At 68.7% G+C, this 20208-nt stretch carries 16 protein-coding genes and 1 pseudogene; 9 read left to right on the plus strand and 8 right to left on the minus strand.

Going from position 1 to position 20208, the window contains the following annotated elements; all coding sequences use genetic code 11:
- Positions 1 to 20: 20 nt before the first annotated feature.
- The 7 genes from TSO5_RS28770 to argE all read left to right on the plus strand — a co-directional run bounded on the left by TSO5_RS28770 (position 21) and on the right by argE (position 8130).
- Complete coding sequence (locus TSO5_RS28770) at positions 21 to 977, plus strand: ABC transporter permease (protein ID WP_109154817.1); 957 nt, start codon at positions 21 to 23, stop codon at positions 975 to 977.
- 1 nt (position 978) lies between these two features.
- The gene (locus tag TSO5_RS28775) at positions 979 to 1839 is read left to right on the plus strand and encodes an ABC transporter permease (protein ID WP_109154818.1); all 861 of its coding nucleotides are present in this window, start codon (positions 979 to 981) and stop codon (positions 1837 to 1839) included.
- A 1-nt stretch (position 1840) separates the two neighbouring features.
- Entirely contained in the window at positions 1841 to 3976 is a 2136-nt protein-coding gene (locus TSO5_RS28780) for an ABC transporter ATP-binding protein (protein ID WP_109154819.1), read from the plus strand.
- Between the two features lie 106 nt (positions 3977 to 4082).
- Entirely contained in the window at positions 4083 to 4502 is a 420-nt protein-coding gene (locus tag TSO5_RS28785; RefSeq protein ID WP_109154820.1) for a RidA family protein, read from the plus strand.
- A 53-nt stretch (positions 4503 to 4555) separates the two neighbouring features.
- Positions 4556 to 5515, plus strand: coding sequence for an agmatinase (locus TSO5_RS28790; RefSeq protein ID WP_109154821.1), 960 nt, complete (start codon positions 4556 to 4558; stop codon positions 5513 to 5515).
- Positions 5516 to 5537: 22 nt separating this feature from the next.
- Complete coding sequence (locus TSO5_RS28795; RefSeq protein ID WP_109154822.1) at positions 5538 to 6935, plus strand: formimidoylglutamate deiminase; 1398 nt, start codon at positions 5538 to 5540, stop codon at positions 6933 to 6935.
- A 31-nt stretch (positions 6936 to 6966) separates the two neighbouring features.
- Positions 6967 to 8130, plus strand: coding sequence for an acetylornithine deacetylase (gene argE / locus TSO5_RS28800; RefSeq protein WP_109154823.1), 1164 nt, complete (start codon positions 6967 to 6969; stop codon positions 8128 to 8130).
- A 21-nt stretch (positions 8131 to 8151) separates the two neighbouring features.
- Here the strand turns inward: argE and TSO5_RS28805 are convergent, their stop codons facing one another.
- From TSO5_RS28805 to TSO5_RS28835, 7 genes are all read right to left on the minus strand, one after another.
- Positions 8152 to 9600 (minus strand): NAD-dependent succinate-semialdehyde dehydrogenase, encoded by a 1449-nt coding sequence (locus TSO5_RS28805; protein ID WP_109154824.1) that lies wholly within the window; start codon positions 9598 to 9600, stop codon positions 8152 to 8154.
- Positions 9601 to 9628: 28 nt separating this feature from the next.
- On the minus strand, positions 9629 to 11713 hold the full coding sequence (locus TSO5_RS28810; protein WP_109154825.1) for a 3-hydroxyacyl-CoA dehydrogenase NAD-binding domain-containing protein: 2085 nt from the start codon (positions 11711 to 11713) through the stop codon (positions 9629 to 9631).
- Positions 11710 to 12951, minus strand: coding sequence for an ABC transporter substrate-binding protein (locus tag TSO5_RS28815; RefSeq protein WP_109154826.1), 1242 nt, complete (start codon positions 12949 to 12951; stop codon positions 11710 to 11712). Before TSO5_RS28815 ends, TSO5_RS28810 begins: the two co-directional genes overlap by 4 nt.
- A 105-nt stretch (positions 12952 to 13056) precedes the next feature.
- A complete protein-coding gene (locus tag TSO5_RS28820; RefSeq protein ID WP_109154827.1) occupies positions 13057 to 13905 on the minus strand; it encodes an alpha/beta hydrolase in 849 nt (282 codons plus the stop codon).
- Positions 13905 to 14285, minus strand: a complete 381-nt coding sequence (locus TSO5_RS28825) for a hypothetical protein (protein WP_109154828.1) — start codon at positions 14283 to 14285, stop codon at positions 13905 to 13907. Before TSO5_RS28825 ends, TSO5_RS28820 begins: the two co-directional genes overlap by 1 nt.
- The gene (locus TSO5_RS28830) at positions 14285 to 16459 is read right to left on the minus strand and encodes an acetate--CoA ligase family protein (RefSeq protein WP_109154829.1); all 2175 of its coding nucleotides are present in this window, start codon (positions 16457 to 16459) and stop codon (positions 14285 to 14287) included. Before TSO5_RS28830 ends, TSO5_RS28825 begins: the two co-directional genes overlap by 1 nt.
- Complete coding sequence (locus tag TSO5_RS28835) at positions 16456 to 17619, minus strand: acyl-CoA dehydrogenase family protein (RefSeq protein WP_109154830.1); 1164 nt, start codon at positions 17617 to 17619, stop codon at positions 16456 to 16458. Before TSO5_RS28835 ends, TSO5_RS28830 begins: the two co-directional genes overlap by 4 nt.
- A 111-nt stretch (positions 17620 to 17730) precedes the next feature.
- Here TSO5_RS28835 and gcvA point away from each other — a divergent pair, with 111 nt between their 5' ends.
- Together gcvA and pcaF are read left to right on the plus strand one after the other, a co-directional pair.
- Positions 17731 to 18618, plus strand: a complete 888-nt coding sequence (gene gcvA, locus TSO5_RS28840; RefSeq protein ID WP_158282504.1) for a transcriptional regulator GcvA — start codon at positions 17731 to 17733, stop codon at positions 18616 to 18618.
- Between the two features lie 190 nt (positions 18619 to 18808).
- A complete protein-coding gene (gene pcaF / locus TSO5_RS28845) occupies positions 18809 to 20014 on the plus strand; it encodes a 3-oxoadipyl-CoA thiolase (protein WP_109154832.1) in 1206 nt (401 codons plus the stop codon).
- Positions 20015 to 20088: 74 nt separating this feature from the next.
- Here pcaF and TSO5_RS33535 read toward each other — a convergent pair.
- Positions 20089 to 20208, minus strand: a pseudogene (locus tag TSO5_RS33535) (electron transfer flavoprotein subunit alpha/FixB family protein); the annotation flags it as partial.

A 20208-nucleotide genomic window follows, 5' to 3' on the forward strand; every position in this document is an offset into this window, starting at 1 on the left:
CTCCTTCCGGGGATGCTGCCATGCTTGCCTACACATTGACCCGTCTCGTCTATCTGGCGCTGGTCCTGGCCGTGATGTCGGTCCTGATCTTCCTGGTGACGCAGGCGATGCCCGGCGATGTCGCCTCGATGATCGCCGGCCAGTTCGCCTCGAAGGAGGTGGTGGACGCCATCGCGGTCAAGCTTGGGCTGGACCAACCGCTGATCGTCCAGTATGGGCAATGGGCGGCCGGCATCCTGCGCGGCGACCTCGGTCGCTCGCTGGTGCTGGAACAGCCGATCGCTCCCATCCTGATGGAGGCGCTGGCCCGCTCGCTGGTGCTGGCCGTCGTGGCGCTGGCGGTGGTGGCGGTGGTCGGCATCGGGCTCGGCGTCCTGGCGGCGGTGCAGCGCGGCAAGCTGACCGACCAGCTGGTTTCCGGCATCTCCTATCTCGGCATCGCGGTCCCCGACTTCTTCTGGGCCATCGTGCTGGTGCTGATCTTCGGCAGCTACATGAAGCTGCTGCCGACCGGCGGCTATGCCCCGATCTCCGACGGGTTCCTGCCCTGGGCCTCGCATCTGGTGCTGCCGGTCGTCACGCTGGTGCTGATGCTGCTGGCCCGCATTGCCCGGCTGACACGGTCCAGCATGATCGACGTGCTGCAGACCAACTACGTGAAGTTCGCCCGCGCGAAGGGCATGCCGGAATCGGTGGTGATCCTGCGCCATGCGCTGAAGAACGCGCTGCTGCCGACCATCACCGTGCTCGCCATCGACTTCGGCCTGATCCTGGGCGGCGTGGTGGTGATCGAGACGATCTTCTCCTATCCGGGGATGGGCCGGCTTTTGCTGTTCGCCATCCAGCGCCACGACCTGCCGCTGATCCAGGCGACAATCCTGGTGGTCTCCGCCGCCTACTGCCTCGCCAACCTGACCGCCGACCTGCTCTACGCCTATGTGAACCCGAAGATCCGCCACGGCATGAAGGCCGCCTGACATGACCGACGCGTCCCCCGTCCGCCTGGCCACGCGCCGCCGACTGCCTGACCTGCCCGTCTCGCTCATCCTCGGCATTCTTCTGCTTGCCCCGCTGGTGGTGGCCGCCGTCGCCGGCTCCTGGCTCGCCCCCTACCCCTATGACGAAATGAACATCATGAGCCGGCTGCAGCCACCCGGCCCGGAGTTCTGGTTCGGCACCGATGAGTTCGGCCGCGACGTGTTCAGCCGCACCCTGGTCGGCACCGGCAGCTCGCTGGTGATGGGTGTCGCCGCCACGGCGCTGAGCCTGCTGGCCGGCATCCCGCTCGGGCTGATCGCCGGCTACAAGGGCGGGCGCATCGGCGAGGCGATCATGCGGGCCATGGACGTGCTGATGTCCTTCCCGCCGATCCTGCTGGGCATCCTGGTGCTGGCCGTCACCCAGCCGGCGCAATGGAAGGCCATCGTCGCCATCGGCATCGTCTATGTGCCGCAGGTGGTTCGCCTGACCCGCGCCATCACGCTGGAGCTGATGCAGGAGGAGTTCATTACCGCCGCCCGCCTGCGCGGGGAGAGCGCCGCCTACATCCTGTTCCATGAAATCCTGCCGAACATCTGGCCGCCACTGGCGGTGGAGGCCAGCCTGCGCGTGGTCTTCGCCATCCTGCTCGGCGCCTCGCTCAGCTTCATCGGCATGGGGGCGCAGCCGCCCTCCTCCGACTGGGGCCTAATGATCAGCGAGGCCCGCCCCTTCGTGGAACAGGCGCCCTGGATCGCGCTGTGCCCCGGCTTCGCACTGGCCACCGCGGTGATCGGCATCAACCTGCTGGGCGACGGGCTGCGTGCCCTGCTCGACCCGCGCAACACGGGAGCGCACTGAGATGATGACCGCTCCGCAAGCCCGCCCGGCGGTCCCGCCGTCGGTCGTCCGGGCGATCGCTCCCGAGCCGACGCCCCTGCTGGACGTCCGCGGCCTGACCATCAGCTACGGCAACGCCCGCGGCACGCTGCGCGCCGCCAGCGACGTCAGCTTCGCCATCCGTCCCGGCGAGGTGATGGGTCTGGTCGGCGAGTCCGGATCGGGCAAGAGCACCATCGCCATGGCGATCCTCGACCTGCTGGGCGGGGGCGGCCGGGTGGACTCCGGCGAGATCCTGTTCGACGGCACCGATCTGCGCCGCTTGTCCGCACCGGAACGCCGGGCGTTGCGCGGGGACAAGATCGCCGCCGTCTTCCAGGATCCCTTCACCTCGCTGAACCCGGCGCTGTCCGTCGGCCGCCAGATCGCCGAACCGCTGATCCAGCACAAGGGCTTCTCTTCGCGGCAGGCGGCGGTGCGGGTGCAGGACCTGCTGGCCGAGGTCGGCATCCGCGATCCCCGCCGGGTCGCCGCCGCCTATCCGCACGAGCTGTCGGGCGGTATGCAGCAACGGGCGCTGATCGCCACGGCGCTGGGTTGCGAGCCGAAGCTGCTGATCCTCGACGAGCCGACCACGGCGCTGGATGTGACGGTGGAGGCCCGCATCATCGATCTGCTGGCCAAGCTGTGCGACAGCCACCAACTCAGCGCGCTGTTCGTCTCCCACAATCTCGGCATCGTCAACCGCATCTGCCAAACCGTCACCGTCCTCTATGGCGGGCTGGTGGTGGAGACGGGGGCGACCGGCCGCGTGCTGTCCCGCCCGGCCCATCCCTATGCCAAGGGTCTGGTCGCCGCCCTGCCGCGCATCACCGCCGGACGGCGCCACCGCCTGCCCTCGATCCCCGGCACCGTCGCCAAGCTTTCCGGGCCGCCCGCAGCCTGCGTCTTCGCCCCGCGCTGTCCCTTCGCCGAGGAGACCTGCCGCACCCAGCCGCAGGCGATGCTGACGGATAACTCCGGCGACGGCGTGCGCTGCTGGAAGGCCGATGCCCTGGCCGGCACGCCCTGGCCGGACGAGGATGCTGCGGCCCGCGCGTCCGCCCCGCCAGCACCGGCGCAGCGTTCCGCCCCACTGGTGGAGGTCGATCATCTGCGCAAGGTCTACGGCGCCAGCCGCTCCTTCCTGCCCTGGCTGCGCCGGGCCGGCACCGTGGCGGTGGAGGATGTCTCCTTCACCATCGGCCGCGGCGAGGTGGTGGGCGTCGTCGGCGAAAGCGGCAGCGGCAAGAGCACCATCGGCCGCGCCCTGCTGGCGCTGACCGAACCCAGCGCCGGCACCGTGCTGTTCGATGGGGCCGACCTGACCCGGCAGGTGAAGCAGGGCGACCAGAATCTGCGCCGGCGGGCCCAACTGGTCTTCCAGAATTCCGCCGCCTCGCTGAACCCGCGCAAGACCGTGGGGGCGGCGATGGACCGGCCGCTGGTGCTGGCCGGCCGGGCGGACGCGGAGGAACGGCGCAAGACAATCGCCGGCCTGCTGACCCGCGTCGGGCTGCCCGCCGCTTATGCCGACCGTTATCCGCACGAACTGAGCGGCGGCGAGCGCCAGCGCGTCAACATCGCCCGCGCGCTGGCCACCGATCCCGACTTCGTCGTCTGCGACGAGGCGGTGTCGGCGCTCGACGTCTCGGTGCAGGCCAACATCCTGAACCTGCTGGCCGAGCTGCGCGACGAGATGGGGCTGTCCTATCTCTTCATCACCCACGACATCGCCGTGGTGTCGCACATCGCCGACCGCGTGCTGGTCGTCTATGGCGGCACCATCTGCGAGGAGGGCCCGATCGGCCGCGTGCTCCGCCCACCCTACCACCCCTACACCGAGGCGCTGCTGTCTGCCGTGCCGCGGCTGGCGGAGGACGGGGTGGAGGCGCCGCGCATCCTGCTGGAGGACGCCACCGCCGCCCCCGGCGGGCAGGGCTGCGCCTTCGCCGCCCGCTGTCCGCGCAAGCTGGGGGCGGTCTGCGACGAGCAGGCCCCGCCGGTCCACCAGACGGCCGACGGCCACCGCATCGCCTGCCACATCCCGCTGGCAACGCTCGCCGAACGCGCGGCGGTCTTCCCGGAACTTGCGGACGGAGACACCGCGCCCCGCTGACCGGTTCCTTTCCGAACGCCTTATCCACCAGCGCTCCCGAACGGGGGCGCCGCATGCCAGCCCCTTGCCTTTCGATCCCATTCCCAACCAAGCCAGGGCCTCCGCCATGACCGTCCACACCCGCATCCGCCAGTTCAACACGAAGAAGACCTATCCGGAGCAGTCGATCGACAACGACCTGTGCCAGACCGTCGTCGCGCGCGGCACCATGGTCTTCGTCCGCGGCCAGATCGGCCAGAACCTCGACACCAGCGAAAGCGTCGCCGTCGGCGATGCCGCCGGCCAGACCGAACAGGCGATGGCCAACATCAAGATGCTGCTGGAAGAGGCGGGCTCGCAGCTGGAGCACATCTGCAAGATCACCGTCTACATCACCGATCCGCGCTACCGCGAGCCGGTCTACCGCACCATCGGCAAGTGGCTGAAGGGCGTCTATCCGGTGTCGACCGGTCTCGTGATCAGCGCGCTCGCCCGCCCGGAATGGGTGGTGGAAGTCGATGCGATCGCGGTGATCCCCGACGCCTGACGCGCCGGCTCATCCACCAGCTGTCCCGCCAACCGACAAGAAGAACCGCCGCCATGAGCACCAGCCTGACCAACCCGCCGCGCCGCGAACTGCAGAGCTTCCTCGACTTCCCGATATGCACCGACATCGACCAGCTCGACGGCCATATCGGTATTCTCGGCATCCCCTACGGCGATCCCTATTCGATCGACGAGGTGACCAACGACCAGACCAACGCCCCGACCTGGGTGCGCCGCTACACCGAGCGGGCGCTGCGCAAGCTGGAGCGCTGGGACTTCGACATCGGCGGTCCGCTGCTGGGCGGCAAGGACATCAAGGTGGTGGATTGCGGCGACGTGAAGGCCGATCCCCGCAATCTCGACCTGCATTACCAGAATGCCGAGGCGGTGGTGCGCCGGATGCTGGCCAAGGGCATGCTGCCCATCGTCATCGGCGGCGACCACGGCATCCCGATCCCGGTGCTGCGCGCCTATGACGACCAGGGGCCGATCACCCTGGTCCACATCGACGCCCATCTGGACTGGCGCGACGATGTGAACGGCGCCCGCAACGGCTATTCCAGCCCGATCCGCCGCGCCGCCGAAATGGATCATATCGGCCAGATCTTCCAGATCGGCCTGCGCTCCGCCGGCAGCGCCCGGCCAGAAGAGGTCGAAGCGGCGCTGTCCTACGGCGCGGTGCTGGTCCCCGACGTCGAGTTGCAGGACATCGGCATGAAGGCGGTGCTCGACCGCATTCCCGACGGCGGCCGCTATTACCTGACCATCGACGCCGACGGCATGGATCCGACCATCATGCCGGCAGTCAACGGTCCGGCACCGGGCGGCGTCACCTATCCGCAGATCCGCACCCTGATCCACGGGCTGGTGGCCAAGGGCCGCGTCGTCGGCATGGACATCGTGGAGATCACACCGAAGAAGGATCTCAACGGCATCACCGCCATCACCGCCGGCCGCATCATCTGCAACCTGATCGGCAAGACCATCCAGGCCGGTTACTTCGACGCCAAGTGATGGGGACGGGGAGCATGGAGCGATGACCGCCGCACGCCGGCTCGACCGGCTTTTCTGCGACCGGGCGCTGCTGGCCTGCGGCTGGGCGTCGGGGGTGCTGCTGCGCTTCGACGCGCAGGGGCTGATCGCTGCCATCGAAACAGGGTTGGACAAGCCGCCTGCTGGGGTGGAGCGGGCCGCCGGGCCGGTCATCCCCGGCATGCCCAACCTGCACAGCCATGCCTTCCAACGGGCGATGGCTGGCCTGACCGAGCAGGCCGGACCGGCGGAGGACAGCTTCTGGACATGGCGGGAGGTGATGTACGGCTTCGTCCGCCGCATCGATCCCGACGGCCTCCAGGCGGTGGCGGCGATGGCCTATGCCGAGATGCTGGAGCGGGGCTATACCTCGGTGGCGGAATTCCATTACCTCCACCACGCCCCCGACGGCCGGCCCTATGCCGATCCGGCCGAGATGTCGATGCGCATCCTGGCTGCGGCGGACACCACCGGCATCGGGCTGACCCATCTGCCGGTGCTCTACGCTCAGGGCGGTTTCGGCGGACAGCCGGCCGGTGAAGGGCAGCGGCGTTTCCTCAACATCCCCGACCGGCTGCTGAACATCGCCGCCGCCTGCCGCGCGGCACCCGGCGACCATCGCATCGGTCTGGCTCTGCATTCCCTGCGCGCCGTATCGCCGGAGGCTGCCGAGGCGGTGCTGGACGGACTGTCGGCGCTCGACCCCACGGCCCCGATCCACATCCATGTCGCCGAGCAGACAGCGGAGGTCGACGCCAGCCTCGCCTGGTCCGGGCGGCGGCCGGTGGACTGGCTGCTCGACCGTGGTTGGCCGGGGCCGTCCTGGTGCCTCGTCCACGCCACCCACGTCACACCGGCGGAGGTGGCGGGAATCGCCGCCTCAGGCGCCGTCGTGGGGCTCTGTCCGACGACGGAGGCCGATTTGGGCGACGGGCTGTTCCCGGCGCGCGAGTTCCTGGCGCAGGGCGGGCGCTTCGGCATCGGATCCGACAGCCAGATCGTCATCGATGTGGCGGAGGAGCTGCGCCTGCTGGAATTCGGACAGCGCCTCGCCGCGCGACGACGCAACCTGCTGGCACCGCATCCGGGCACATCGACCGGGGCGGCGCTCTACCGGACGGCGGTCGCCGGAGGGGCGCAGGCGCTGGGCCTGCCGGAACCGGCGGGCGGGCTCAAGGCCGGACAGCGCGGCGATCTGGTCGTACTGGACCCGGACGATCCGCGGCTCTACGGCCGCAGCGACAACACACTCCTCGACACCTATGTCTTCGCCGGCGCCCGCAATCCCGTGCACGACGTGGTGGCGGGCGGGCGGCTGGTGGTGCGCGACGGCCGGCATGTCGATGCCGACGCGATCCGCAACGGCTGGCGCCGCGCCGTCGACCGGCTGCACGCGGCCTGATTGATATTCCGAACGAACAGGGACGATCCAGATGACGGCGACCATCGACATCCTCGACCGGCTGGTGGCCTTCAACACCGTCAGCCGCGACAGCAACCTCGACCTGATCCGCTGGGTGCAGGAGAGGCTGGAGGCCGCCGGTGCCGCGACATGGCTGGTGCCGAGCGAGGATGGACGCAAGGCCAACCTGTTCGCGACGCTGGGGCCGGCGGACCGTCCCGGCGTCCTGCTGTCCGGACACAGCGACGTGGTGCCGGTCGAAGGGCAGGCCTGGACCAGCGACCCCTTCCGGCTGACCCGCCGGGACGGCAAGCTGTTCGGCCGGGGCACCGCCGACATGAAGGGCTTCATCGCCGCGGCCCTCGCCCTGTTCGACCGCGCCGCCGGTCAGCATGCCACCGGACGGCCCCTGTCCCAGCCGCTGCATCTGGCGCTGTCCTATGACGAGGAGGTCGGCTGTCTCGGCGTCCGGCGGCTCATCGAGATGATGGCCGCCCTGCCCGTCCGCCCGCGCTTCTGCATCGTCGGCGAGCCGACCAGCATGCAGGTGGTTACCGCCCATAAGGGCAAGACCGCTCTGCGTGCCGAATGCCACGGCGTCGAATGCCATTCGAGCCTAGCGCCGCAGGGATTGAACGCGATCCATTTGGCGAGCGACCTGTTGAGCGGGCTTCGTCGCATTCAGAAACGACTGAGTGACGAAGGCGCCCACGACGGCGCTTACGACGTGCCCTGGACAACGATTCACGCTGGCGTGATCCAGGGGGGTGAGGCACTGAACATCGTGCCGAACCACTGCCGTCTCGACTTCGAAATCCGCCATCTGCCGCAGGATCCGGTGGAACCGCTGCTGGACGGCATTCGGGCGGAGGCCGACGCCATTGTCCGGCGCCTGCGGCCCGATTTCCCGACCGCCGGTCTGACCATCGCCGAGCTGTCCAGCTATCCGGCGCTCGACACCGACGGCACCGCCGAGGTTGTCGCCTTCGTCAAATCGCTGACCGGCGGCAACAGCACCGGCAAGATCTCCTTCGGCACGGAAGGCGGGCTGTTCCAGCAACGTCTGTCGATGCCCACCGTGGTGTGCGGCCCCGGCAGCATCGGCGAAGCCCACAAGCCCGACGAGTTCATCGCCGAGGACCAGTTGGCCGCCTGCGACCGGATGCTGGACGCTCTGCTCGCCCAGATGGCGTGACGGCGCTCCGCAGCGTCCCGATCAATGGGGCGCCTGGCTGACGAACTTCACCTGTTCGAAGGCCTGGAAGCCTTCGGTGCCGCCCTCCAGTCCGATGCCGCTGTCCTTGATACCGCCGAAGGGAGTTTCCGGGTGAGAGACCACCCAATGATTCACCACGACATTGCCGCATTCGATCTCTGCCACCAGCCGGTCGGCGAGCGCCAGATCGCGGGTGAAGACGTAGGAGGCCAGCCCGAGCGACAGACGGTTCGCCAGCGCCACCGCCTCGTCCGCATCGCGGAAGGAGGCAATCAGCGCCAGCGGCCCGAACGGCTCTTCGCCGGCGGCCCGGCAGGCGGCGGTGACACCGGTCAGCACCGTCGGCTGATAGAAGAAGCCGGGACCGTCGATGCGGGCACCGCCGGCCGCCACCGTCGCGCCGTTGCGCCGGGCATCCTCCACCAGCGCCTCGATCGCCGCCAGCCGGCGGGCATTCTGCACCGGCCCCATCTGCGTTGCGGGATCGAAAGGATCGCCTACGCGGATCGCAGAGGCGGCCTCGGCGAAAGCGGCGGCGAAGCGGTCATGGATGGCTTCATGCACATAGAAGCGGGTCGGCGACGTGCAGATCTGCCCGGAACTCCGGAACTTGGCGGCGGCGGCGCTGCGGGCCACCGCCTCGACATCCACGTCGGGAAAAACCAGCACCGGGGCGTGGCCGCCCAGTTCGAACACGCCGCGCTTCATGGTCCGCGTCGCCAGGGCTGCCAGATGCTTGCCGACGGGGATCGAACCGGTGAAGGACACCATACGGATCGCCTCGGCTTCCAACAGCCGCTCGGCGACTGCGCCGGGGTTACCGAACAGCATGTTGGCGACCCCGTCCGGCAAACCGGCCTCGGCCAGCGCGCGGGCGATGAACAGGGCGGCCGCCGGCGTTCCTTCCGACGGCTTGATGACAATGGAGCAGCCCGCCCCCAGCGCGCCGGCGATCTTGCGCGCCGGGGTGATCGCCGGGGCGTTCCAGCCGCTGAAGGCCGCCACCGGCCCCACAGGCTCGCGCAGCGCCATCAGCCGGTGGCCCGGCGTGCGGGGCGGGATGATGCGGCCATAGGACCGGCGGCATTCCTCGGCCGCCCAGTCGAACATACCGGCCGCCGTCTCGACCTCGCGCCCGGCCTCGAGGATCGGCTTGCCCAGTTCCAGCGCGATCAGCGCAGCGAGTCCACCCGCATCCGCCCGGATCAGATCGGCCGTGCGGCGCAGCAGCGCCGAACGCTCGACGGCACTGGTCCGCCGCCAGACCCGGAAGCCGTCGGCCGCAGCGGCGACGGCCGCATCCACATTGTCGGCGCCAGCGCTGGGCAACAGCCCAAGCGTCGCACCGGTCGCCGGGTTGATCACCGGTTCGCAGGACCGATGCCCGGCCCCGATCCAGCGCCCACCGATCCACAGGCGAAGGTCAGGATAGGTGGTGTTCGTCATCATCGCCTCTATTCAGCCAAGTTAGATGGACTCAGACGGCGGTAATCACGCCCGGATCGCAACGCCGGAAACCCGGCCCGCTGAGGTCTGCCAACCGCGCCAGCTCGGCCCTGAGCCACGACTGATCCTGGCGGGTGGCCCAGAACAGCGGCCCGCCCTCCCAGGCTGGGAAGCCGTAGCCGTTGACCAGCACGAGATCGATGTCCGACGCGCGGGCGGCCACGCCTTCGGACAGCAGACAGGCAGCCTCGTTGACCATGGTCAGCAGCACCCGGCCGACGATCTCCTCGTCCGGGATGGCGCGACGGAGGATGCCCTTGGCGCTCGACGCCGCTTCGATCAGCCCGGTCACCACCGGATCCGGTTCGCCACGCTTGGCACCGGGTGGATAGCGGTAATAGCCGGCGCCGGTCTTGCGGCCGAGCCGTCCGGACTCGCACAGCCGATCCGGAATCTCGACATAGCGGGCTGCCGGGTCCCGCGTCGCCGACTGTTGCCGGCGCATCCGCCAGGCGATGTCCAACCCCGACAGATCGGCCACCGCGAACGGCCCCATGGCGAAGCCGAAGCGTTCCAGGGCTGCATCGACCCCCGCGGGCAGGGCGCCTTCTTCGATCAGGAATTCGCATTGGCGACGGTAGGCGGCATAGATCCGGTTGCCGATGAAGCCGAAGGCGTTGCCTGCGACCACTGGCAGCTTGCCCAGCCGCTTCGCCAGCGCAAGGGCGGTCGCCAGAACGTCGGGCGAGGTCTTCGCCCCGCGGACCACCTCCAGCAGGCGCATGACGTTGGCTGGGCTGAAGAAATGCAGCCCGACCACATCCCGCGGCCGGCTGGTCGCCGCCGCGATGGCGTCGAGGTCCAGGTAGGAGGTGTTCGACGCCATCACGACGCCCGGCGCCACCACGGAGTCCAGCCGGCGGAACAGGTCCTGCTTGACCTCCAGATCCTCGAACACGGCTTCAATCACCAGATCGGCAGTGCCGAGGCCCACCATGTCGGTGGTAGGATCGAGTGCCGCGAGCCGCTTCCCGGCCTCCCCGGCGCTCATCTTCCCGCCATCCACCCGGCGAGCGTAGTGGTCGCGCAGCCGGGCCGATCCGGCGTCCAGCGCTTGCGCGTCGCGTTCCAGCAGCGTCACCGGCAGGCCGGCGTCCAGCGCAGCGATGACGATGCCGGTCCCCATGGTGCCGGCGCCGACCACGCCGATCCGTTCCAGCCGCCGCGGCGCCACGCCCTCCAGTTCCGCAAGGCGGACCGCGTCCCGTTCGGCGAAGAACAGATGGCGACGGGCGAAGGCTTCCGTCTCCAGGCGCAGCCGTTGGAAAACCGCACGCTCCTCCGCCAGCGCCTCGTCCAGCGGACGCTCGGCCGCGGCACGGACGGCTCGGATCGCCTCCACCACCGGCGGGCGGTTCCTGCCTGCGCGCAGGGCGACGCTGGCGGCCGCCTCGATGCGTTCGGCCGGCTCGGCCGAGACAAGGCGATCGGCCACCCGGCATTTGCCGCCCACCAGCTTCCGCGCATGCGCGATGGCAGCAGTGCGTAGCGCCTCCGCCCCCTCGCCTTCTGTCAGCGCGTCGACCAGCCCGAGCGCCAGCGCGTCAGCGGCGGCCACGCGCCGGCCTTCGCAGATCAGACCGATGGCGGTGGAGATGCCGACCAGACGCGGCAGGCGCTGGGTGCCGCCGGCACCGGGAAGCATGCCCAGCGTCACTTCCGGCAGGCCGACCCGAGTGCCGGGCGCAGCGACGCGAGCGTCGCAGCCCAGCGCCAACTCGAACCCACCGCCCAGCGCCGCACCGTGCAGGGCGGCGACCACCGGTTTCGCGCAAGCCTCGATGGCAGCGATGACGGCCGGAAGCTGCGGCTCCTCCAGGGGTTGGCCGAACTCGCGCAGATCGGACCCGGCGATGAAAGTCTTGCCGGCGCCGATCAGAACCGCCGCTTCAACACCGGGGTCCGCCGCGACCGTCGCGATGGCATCCAGCAACCCGCGGCGCACGGCAGTGGAGCCGGCATTGACCGGCGGGTTGTCGATGACGATCACAGCGACCCCGCCGTCCCGCTCCAGCCGAACCGTTCCGCCGGACTGTGCTGGCGGCGTGCCGCTCACTTTGCCACCAGCGGGCAGCCGCCCTGATCCATCGGGCGGAAGGCCTTGTCGCCGGGCACCGTCTCCAAGACCTTGTAATAATCCCACGGGCCTTTCGATTCCGACGGCTTCTTCACCTGCATCAGATACATGTCGCGGATCACCCGGCCGTCGGGGCGGATGGAGCCGTTCTTGGTGTAGAAGTCGTTGATCGGCATCTTGCGCATCTGTTCGGCCACCTTGGTGGCGTCATCGCTGTCGATCGCCTGGATCGCCTTCAGATAATGGGTGACGGCGCCATACACCGCCGCCTGCAGGCCGCCGGGCGCCCGGCCGTTGAAGCGGTCCATGAAGCGCTTGCTCCAGGCCCGCGTCTCATCATTCATGTCCCAATAGAAGCTTTCGGCGAAGGTCAGGCCCTGCGCGCTCTCCAGCCCCAGGGCATGGATGTCGGGCAGGTTGACCAGCAGTGCCGCCATCGTCTTGCCGCTGGCGGTGATGCCGAACTCGTTCGCCTGCTTGACCGCGTTGATCATGTCGGCTCCTGCATTCGCCAGCCCGACCACGGTGGCCGATGACGCCTGCGCCTGCAGCAGATAGGAGGAGAAGTCCGCAGTGTTGAGCGGTGCCCGTACCGCCCCGACGACAGTGCCGCCGTTGGCCTTGACCACACGGGTCGCCTCGCCTTCCAGCGCGTGGCCGAAACTGTAGTCGGCGGTCAGGAAATACCAGTCCTTCAAGCCACGCTTGACCAGGGCGGTGGTGGCGACGGTCGGCAAGGCATAGTTGTCGTAGGCCCAATGCACGCCGACGGGCGAACAGGCCTTGCCGGTCAACTCCGGCGTACCGGGGCCGGTCGCCAGGAACATGCGGTTCTTGTCACGCGAAATGCCCTGGACGGAGAGCGCCACGGCGGACGACACCACTTCAGTGATCGCATCGACGCCTTCGACGTCATACCAGCGTCGCGCGATGCCGGATCCAACGTCCGCCTTGTTCTGATGGTCGGCCGAGACGATCTCGATCGCGGCACCATTGACCTTGCCGCCGAAATCCTCCGCCGCCATCTGGGCGGCCAGCACGGCTCCGGCGCCGACATTGTCGGAATAGGGACCGGACATGTCGGTCAGCACGCCGATCTTCACCGTCTTGCCTGAAATCTCGGCGGCCGCACCGCCGGCCAGACCGATGGTCAGCGCAACGACAGCCGTGGCGGTCAGCGCCCGCAGACCGGGCACTCGAACAGTGATGGCACGCATGAATGGTCCCTCCCCGGGGTATTGATGGCCGCCGCCCTTATTGGGGGCGGCGGGTGGTTATTGTCGAAGCGATGGTGGCCGGAACGCTTGCCGCCGGAACGGCACTCAGCGGTGAGCGATCTCGCTCAGAACCGGCAGCAAGTGGGCGATGAAGCCGTCCGGATCCTCGCTCATCGGGAAATGACCCAGCCCCGGCATGATCGATACGGTGGCACCGGGAATGCAGGCGGCGGTCTCCAGCGTGTCGGCCGGAGAGCAGGAATAGTCGTATTCGCCGGTCAGCAGATAGAGCGGACAGCGGCTGGTGTCGATCTCGCTCAGCCGATGGCGGATGTCGCCGTCCACCTTGTAGAAATAGAGGTCGCCCTTGAAGATGCCCGGGCCGCCCTGCATGTAGTGCCAGACCGTTTCCCAGCGGTGGGCGTCCGGCGCATTCGGCCCGACCAGCCCGGCGGCGATGGCGGCGCAGACCTCCCCGCCGTTCACGTCCGGATGATGCAGCCAGGTCGTGTCGTAATAGGGATGGACGTGGGCCGAGGATTGCAGCCCGATGATGGCGCGGAACTCCTCGGCATGCTCCATCGCCAAATGCAGCGCGATGCGCCCGCCGATGGAGCAGCCCATCGCCACCGGCCGGTCCAGTTCCAGCGCCCGGCAGACCGTCAGGATGATGTCGGTGTAGTCGGCGCTGGTCAGCTGGTAGTCGCCCTCCTGCCACCCGGCGGGCGGCGAGGATTTGCCGTGCCAGGGCAGATCGAAGGCGATGACGCGGAAGTCGCGGGTGATGCGCGGGTCGTTCAGGATCCCGCGGAACTGGCGTCCGTCCGACCCGGCGGTGTGCAGGCAGACCAGCGGGATGCCCTGTCCCGCCTCCTCGAAATAGATTCGATGATCGCGGCCCTTGTAGTCCAGCCGCATGTAACGTCCGGTGATGGATTCGATCGTCGCACGCATCAGGCGGTTTCCTTCGGGCTGCGCAGGCTGGCCATCACGTCCTTGATGTAGAGGAGGTTGGCCATGAAGGGCTGCAGGTTGCCGGACAGCGTCAGATCTCCCCGCCGCAGCAGGGCGAACAGGTCGTGGAAGCCCGGCGGCGGCAGCGGCTGCCAGAAGCGCTCCAGCGCATCGGCCCGGCAGGACAGGCCGAAGGTCCAGGACGGCATGACGAACGGCCCCTTGCGAACCTCAGCGATCCGCCCGCGGTCGATGGAGATCAGATAGGCGTCGGCGCCGATGTCCAGCCGCATCACCGCGGTCAGGAAACGGCCGCGATGGACGAGCCGTTCATTGGCGTTCACAAGCTCCGGCAGTGATAGCACATCCGGCCTGGGCATTATCGGTTCCTCCCGGAACGGTTTTCAGTGTCGTCTTCTTGGGCTTGACTGTCCGCATCCGCCGTTGGCAGCCGGACCAGCGCATCGACCGCCACCGCCCCCTGTCCGTCGGCCATCACCATCAGCGGATTGATCTCCGCCTCCAACACGGTCACGTCGTCCAGCAGAGCAAGGCGGGAGACCGCGACCAGCGCATCGGCGACGGCGCCGAGATCGCCGGCCGGCCGGCCGCGATAGCCGGCCAGGGCCTGGAGCGCCTTCACCTCGCCGATCATCTCCAGCGCGGTGGCCCGGTCCACCGGCGCCAGCCGCAGGGCGCGGTCGCGGTAGATCTCGGTCAGCACGCCGCCGGCGGCCAGCATCACCACCGGCCCGACCTGGGGATCGCGGCGCAGACCGACCAGAACCTCACCCACACCGCGGGTCATCGGCTGGACCAGGATTTCCCGCACGCTGACGCCCGGCCGTGCGGCTTCGACCCGGTCACGGATCGCGGCCATGGCGGCGGACAGCGCATCGGCATCGGCGATGTTCAGCGCCACGCCGCCGACGTCGGTCTTGTGGGCGATGTCCGGGTGCAGGACCTTGGCGACCACCGGATAGGCGAAGGGAAGCTCCGGCACCGGCTCGCCGACCGTCAGCACCGCGATCGGCGCATGGGGAATGCCGACGCGGGCGAACAGACGGTAGGCCTCGGCCTCGTCGATGGTCCGTCCGGCACCCGATCCGGCATCCGGTGGAACCGGCAGCGGCGGGGTCGCCAATTCGGGGCGGGGAACCCGGCGGTTGAATGCGGCGGCGATCACGTCGGCGGCGGATTCCGGCGCGCGGAAGCAGGGGATCCCGGCGGCATTCAGACGCAACAGTGCTTCCGGCGCTTCCGGCACGATGAAGGCGGCCAAGGGCTTTTCATGCTCCCGCGCGCTGTCGATCACCGGCGCCACCGCCAGATCGGGCTGGAATCTGGCGGAGGAGCCGACGGTCGCCAGCACCAGATCGAATTCCGGTGCCGTCTGCATCACCCCCAGCGCGGCTTTCATCACGTCGTAGCGGGTGCCGGCCAGCGTCAGATCGACCAAACGCCCCTCTCCAGCCGTGATCCCCACCTCGGCGAGACGACGCACGGTGTCCGGGCTGGGGGCGGCGACCCGCACGCCGCGGATGGCAAGCTGGTCGATGGCCATGGCCGCGCCGCCACCGGTGGTGGTGACGACGCCGACGGCGGGTTGCCGCACGGGCTTCGCCGGCATCCGGTTGAGCAGCGGCATGATCTCCAGCAGTCCGTCGAAGGATTCCACCCGGGCGATCCCGCAATCGAGCAGGAAGGTGTCGGCGACGTCGTCCTCTCCGGCCAGGGCGCCGGTGTGGGAGACCGCCAGTTCCGCCGCCTCCGCCGAGCGGCCGAGCTTGTAGGCCGCCACCGGCTTGCCGCGCTCCGCCGCCGCCAGCGCGAAGCGGCGCAGTGCGTCGGCGTTGCGCATCGATTCCAGGAACAGCAGATAGCCGCCGATCTTCGGATCGTCGAGCGTCGCTTCGCAGATTTCACCGACCGACAAATCCACCTCGCCGCCGACCGACACCAGCCCGGCGAAGCCGACGCCGCGCGCCTTGCCGCGCGACAGCATGGCACCGATCAGGCTTCCGCTGTGGGAGGCGACGAACACCCCGCCTTCCGGCAGGTCTGGTTCGGCGAAGGCGGCGTTGGCGGTCAGCACCAGCCGCTCATGCAGATTGACCACGCCGATGCTGGACGGGCCAAGCACACGCACGCCGTAGGACCGCCCGATCTCGGCCAGCCGCCGTTCGCGTTCGATGCCGGTGTCGCCCGCCTCGGAAAAGCCGCCGGCCAGGATGGTCGCGACCGGGATGCCCAGACGCCCGCAGTCCTCCAGCGCGGCGATTGCCGCGTCGGTGCCGGTCAGGATGAAGGCATGGTCCGGCCGTTGCGGCAGGGCCGACAGCGAGGCGAAGGCCGGCTCGCCCTGCACGGTGGCGCGGGTTGGATTGACGCTGTAGACCTCGCCGCCATAACCGGCACGGCGCAGGAAACGCAGCGGACGGGCGGCGGTCTTCGCGATGTCGTCCGACACCCCGACCAGAGCCACGGAGCGTGGCCGCAGCAAGGCCTCGGCAAGAGCTGAGCCGCTGCAGCCCTTAAGGGCGGTGCCGCTCACGACCGGCTCTCCCGCGGTGGGCGCTGATCGAAGCGACGCTCGAACAGCTCTTCGGCGATGCGGTTCTTCAGGATCTCGATGGAACCGCCGGCGATCATCCAGCCGCGCGTCCGCTTCACGCAATATTCGACCAGCGCCTCCTGGCTGTACCCGGTGCCGCCCATGATCTGCAGGGCTTCATTGGCGACCTCGAAGCCGGCGAGGTTGCAGGCCAGCTTGGCGATGGAGGTTTCATAGGCCGACGGCAGGCCGTTGTCCGCATTGGTGGCGGCGCGGTAGAGCAGCAGCTGCGCGCCTTCCAGCTTCAGCGCCATGTCGGCGAATTTCCACTGCAGGCCCTGAAATTCGCACAGCGGGCGGCCGAACTGGGTCCGCGTCTCCGCATGGTCCTTGGCGAGGTTGAAGGCATGGCGGCCCAGCGCCAGCGCCCGCGAGGCGTTGCCGATGCGCTCCACGTTGAAGCCGGCGATCTGCTTCTTAAAGCCGCCCGGCCCCAACAGGACGTTGGCCTTGGGAATCCGGCAGTCCTCGAAATAGAGCTGACACCATTCCTCGCCGCTCATGAAGGCGGAGGGCTGACCGACGGTGAAGCCCGGGGTGCCGCGTTCGATCAGCACCGAACCGATGCCGCCGACCCCGGGGCCAAAACGGACATAGATCAGGAACAGCGTCGCTTCCGGGCTGTGGGTGGAGAAGACCTTCGACCCGTTGATGACATAATGGTCGCCATCCTCGCGGGCGCTGGTCTTCAGGTCGGTGACGGCCGATCCGGCGTCCGGTTCGCTCATGCCCAGCGCCAGCAGCTTGCGTCCGCCGAGCAGGTCGCCCAGCCAGCGCTCCTTCTGCTCGGGGCTGGCATATTCGGCAAAAGTGCGGATCGGCCCGAAATTGCCCGCCTGGACGACGTCGGCGCTCTTGGGGCAGACCAGCGCCAGTTCCTGGATGGCGATCACCGCGTCCATCAGCGTGCCGCCGATTCCGCCGTCCTCCTCGCGGATGGTGATGCCCAGCAGCCCCATCTCCGACAGTTTCGCGGCCACGTCCCAGGGAAAGGCCGGGGAGTGGGCGCGCTTCAGCGCGTCGGCAGCCAGCTCGGCGCGGGCAAAGCGGCGCACGGAGTCGGCGAAGGCGCGCTGTTCCTGGTTGAGTTGAAAGTCCATGGCTCCGACGGGGCTATCGATTTGCGTTGCAGACAATCAATCGCATTGACGAACAAGCGGCAAATTCCTAGTTGTTGGGCATATATAACCTTTTGTAATGGAGCCGAGACGGTGCGCCCGATCCCCCCGCTCAACCCGCTCCATGTCTTCGAATGCGCGGCACGGCACGGCAGCTTCACCAAGGCGGCGGAGGAGTTGAGCGTCACCCAGCCGGCGGTCAGCCGGCAGGTCGCCCTGCTGGAGGATTACCTGGGGGTGCGGCTGTTCCACCGCGAGGCCCGCGGCCTGACCTTGACCGCCGAGGGCAAGCGATACGCCGCACAGATCGCCCCGGCCTTCCGCTGCATCGCCGAGGCTACCGACGAACTGGTGTCGGCCCGCGCCGCCGCGCCTTTGAAACTGCAGGTCTATGCGACCTTCATGGCGAAATGGCTGATGCGTCGCCTGCCGCACTTGCAAACCAACCATCCCGATCTGCGGCTGCGCACCCGAACCGCGGTGACGCCCGTCGATTTCGCCCGCGACAATGTCGATGCGGCGATCCAGTTGGGCACCGGCGATTGGCAGGGCATGGAGTCGGTTTTCCTTTTCGCCGACGAGATCCTACCGGTGTGCAGTCCAACCCTGCTGGCCGACGGTCCGCCGGTGAAGACTCCGGCCGATCTGCTGCGCTACCCGTTGCTGCATTCCCATTATCGGCGACGGGACTGGCCCGACTGGCTGGAGGCGGCCGGCGTGACGATGGTGGAGACCAAGGAACCGCTGATGTTCCCGAGTTCGCTCCTGACCTATCAGGCCGCCCTGGACGGTCTTGGCATCGCCATGGGCCAGCCCGCCATGCTGGAGACGGAACTGCGCAGTGGCAGTCTGGTCTGTCCGATCGACCGGCCCTTGCGCCGCGATCTCGGCTATTATTTCGTGGTGCCGCCCAACCACCAGGACCGCGCCCGCATCGCAAAAGTGCGCAACTGGCTTCTGGAGCAGGTGGCGATTGGCTGAGGCCTGGCGGTGTACCATTACCGCAGGTTATGCACCGCCAAGTTTATGTCAGTTGCCTGGCCCATCCCGGCTTCCGATAGTTGAGGCGGCGGCCAGCCGCGTTACCGCTGGCGCAAGCCGCCGCCGTCTCCCCGCTCAACAACGCGCCCGCCCCACCCCCGAAGGTTGCGGGCACCGGAAGATCCAGCCCATGACTGAAGCATTTCTGTGCGACGCCGTGCGCACGCCGATCGGGCGTTATGCCGGCGCGCTGGCGCCGGTGCGCGCCGATGATCTCGCCGCCATACCCTTGCGGGCATTGCTCGACCGCAACCCGTCCCTGGACCCGTCGGCGATCGACGACGTGATCCTGGGCTGCGCCAACCAGTCGGGGGAGGACAACCGCAACATCGCACGCATGGCGGTCCTGCTGGCCGGCCTGCCCGAAACGGTTCCCGGCACCACGGTGAACCGCCTTTGCGGATCTGGGCTCGACGCCATCGCGCTCGCGGCGCGCGGCGTGCGCGCGGGTGAACAATCCCTGCTCCTGGCCGGCGGCGTGGAGAGCATGTCGCGCGCCCCCTTCGTCATGGGCAAGGCCGACGGCGCCTTCTCCCGTGCGATGCGGCTGGAAGACACCACGATGGGCTGGCGCTTCGTCAACCCGCGTCTGAAGGCATCGCACGGCGTTGACACCATGCCGGAAACCGCCGAGACGGTGGCCGAACGGTATGGCATCGCCCGCGACGATCAGGATGCTTTCGCCCTGCGCTCGCAGCAGCGAGCCGCCGCCGCTCAGCGCAGCGGACGCCTCACACGGGAAATCGTCGCCGTGCCGGTCGCCGGTCGCAAGGGGGCGATCACCGAGGTGATGGCCGACGAGCATCCGCGGCCGGACACCACGCTTGACCAGCTTGCGGCGCTGAAGCCGGTGGTGCGTCCCGGCGGCACCGTGACTGCCGGCAATGCGTCCGGCATCAACGACGGCGCGGCGGCGCTGATCGTCGCCGGAGAGACGGCAGCCAAGCGTTATGGCCTCACGCCGCGTGCCCGAATCGTCGGCGCTGCGGTGACCGGCGTCGAGCCGCGCGTGATGGGCATCGGACCGGTCCCGGCGGTGCGGCTCCTGCTCGACCGCACCGGTGTGCCGCTCGACCGCATCGACGTGGTCGAGTTGAACGAAGCGTTCGCCGCACAGGGCCTTGCCTGCCTTCGGGAACTTGGACTGGCGGATGACGATCCGCGGGTCAATCCCAATGGCGGCGCCATCGCGCTCGGCCATCCGCTGGGGATGTCCGGTGCGCGGCTGGCCACCACCGCGTTGATCGAACTGGAGCTGCGCGGTGGCCGATACGCCCTGTGCACCATGTGCATTGGTGTCGGTCAGGGCATCGCACTGCTGCTTGAACGGGTGTAGCAGGGATTGTTTCTTCAGAACAAAGGGCGCCTCCGTCGGGAGGCGCCCTTTTCCTGTGAGCGATTGACGCCCGATCACAGCGCCTGCTGCAACTCCGGCACGGCCTTGAACAGGTCGGCGACAAGGCCGTAGTCGGCGACCTGGAAGATCGGCGCCTCCTCGTCCTTGTTGATGGCGACGATCACCTTGCTGTC

The sequence above is a fragment of the Azospirillum sp. TSO5 genome (assembly GCF_003116065.1).
Taxonomy (GTDB): domain Bacteria; phylum Pseudomonadota; class Alphaproteobacteria; order Azospirillales; family Azospirillaceae; genus Azospirillum.

Bases quoted from the DNA above. Each gene is read 5' to 3' on its own strand.
- TSO5_RS28770 (WP_109154817.1), top strand. From the start codon at position 21: ATGCTTGCCTACACATTGACCCGTCTCGTCTATCTGGCGCTGGTCCTG.
- TSO5_RS28775 (WP_109154818.1), top strand. From the start codon at position 979: ATGACCGACGCGTCCCCCGTCCGCCTGGCCACGCGCCGCCGACTGCCT.
- TSO5_RS28780 (WP_109154819.1), top strand. From the start codon at position 1,841: ATGATGACCGCTCCGCAAGCCCGCCCGGCGGTCCCGCCGTCGGTCGTC.
- TSO5_RS28785 (WP_109154820.1), top strand. From the start codon at position 4,083: ATGACCGTCCACACCCGCATCCGCCAGTTCAACACGAAGAAGACCTAT.
- TSO5_RS28790 (WP_109154821.1), top strand. From the start codon at position 4,556: ATGAGCACCAGCCTGACCAACCCGCCGCGCCGCGAACTGCAGAGCTTC.
- TSO5_RS28795 (WP_109154822.1), top strand. From the start codon at position 5,538: ATGACCGCCGCACGCCGGCTCGACCGGCTTTTCTGCGACCGGGCGCTG.
- argE (WP_109154823.1), top strand. From the start codon at position 6,967: ATGACGGCGACCATCGACATCCTCGACCGGCTGGTGGCCTTCAACACC.
- TSO5_RS28805 (WP_109154824.1), bottom strand. From the start codon at position 9,600: ATGATGACGAACACCACCTATCCTGACCTTCGCCTGTGGATCGGTGGG.
- TSO5_RS28815 (WP_109154826.1), bottom strand. From the start codon at position 12,951: ATGCGTGCCATCACTGTTCGAGTGCCCGGTCTGCGGGCGCTGACCGCC.
- TSO5_RS28820 (WP_109154827.1), bottom strand. From the start codon at position 13,905: ATGCGTGCGACGATCGAATCCATCACCGGACGTTACATGCGGCTGGAC.
- TSO5_RS28825 (WP_109154828.1), bottom strand. From the start codon at position 14,285: ATGCCCAGGCCGGATGTGCTATCACTGCCGGAGCTTGTGAACGCCAAT.
- TSO5_RS28835 (WP_109154830.1), bottom strand. From the start codon at position 17,619: ATGGACTTTCAACTCAACCAGGAACAGCGCGCCTTCGCCGACTCCGTG.
- pcaF (WP_109154832.1), top strand. From the start codon at position 18,809: ATGACTGAAGCATTTCTGTGCGACGCCGTGCGCACGCCGATCGGGCGT.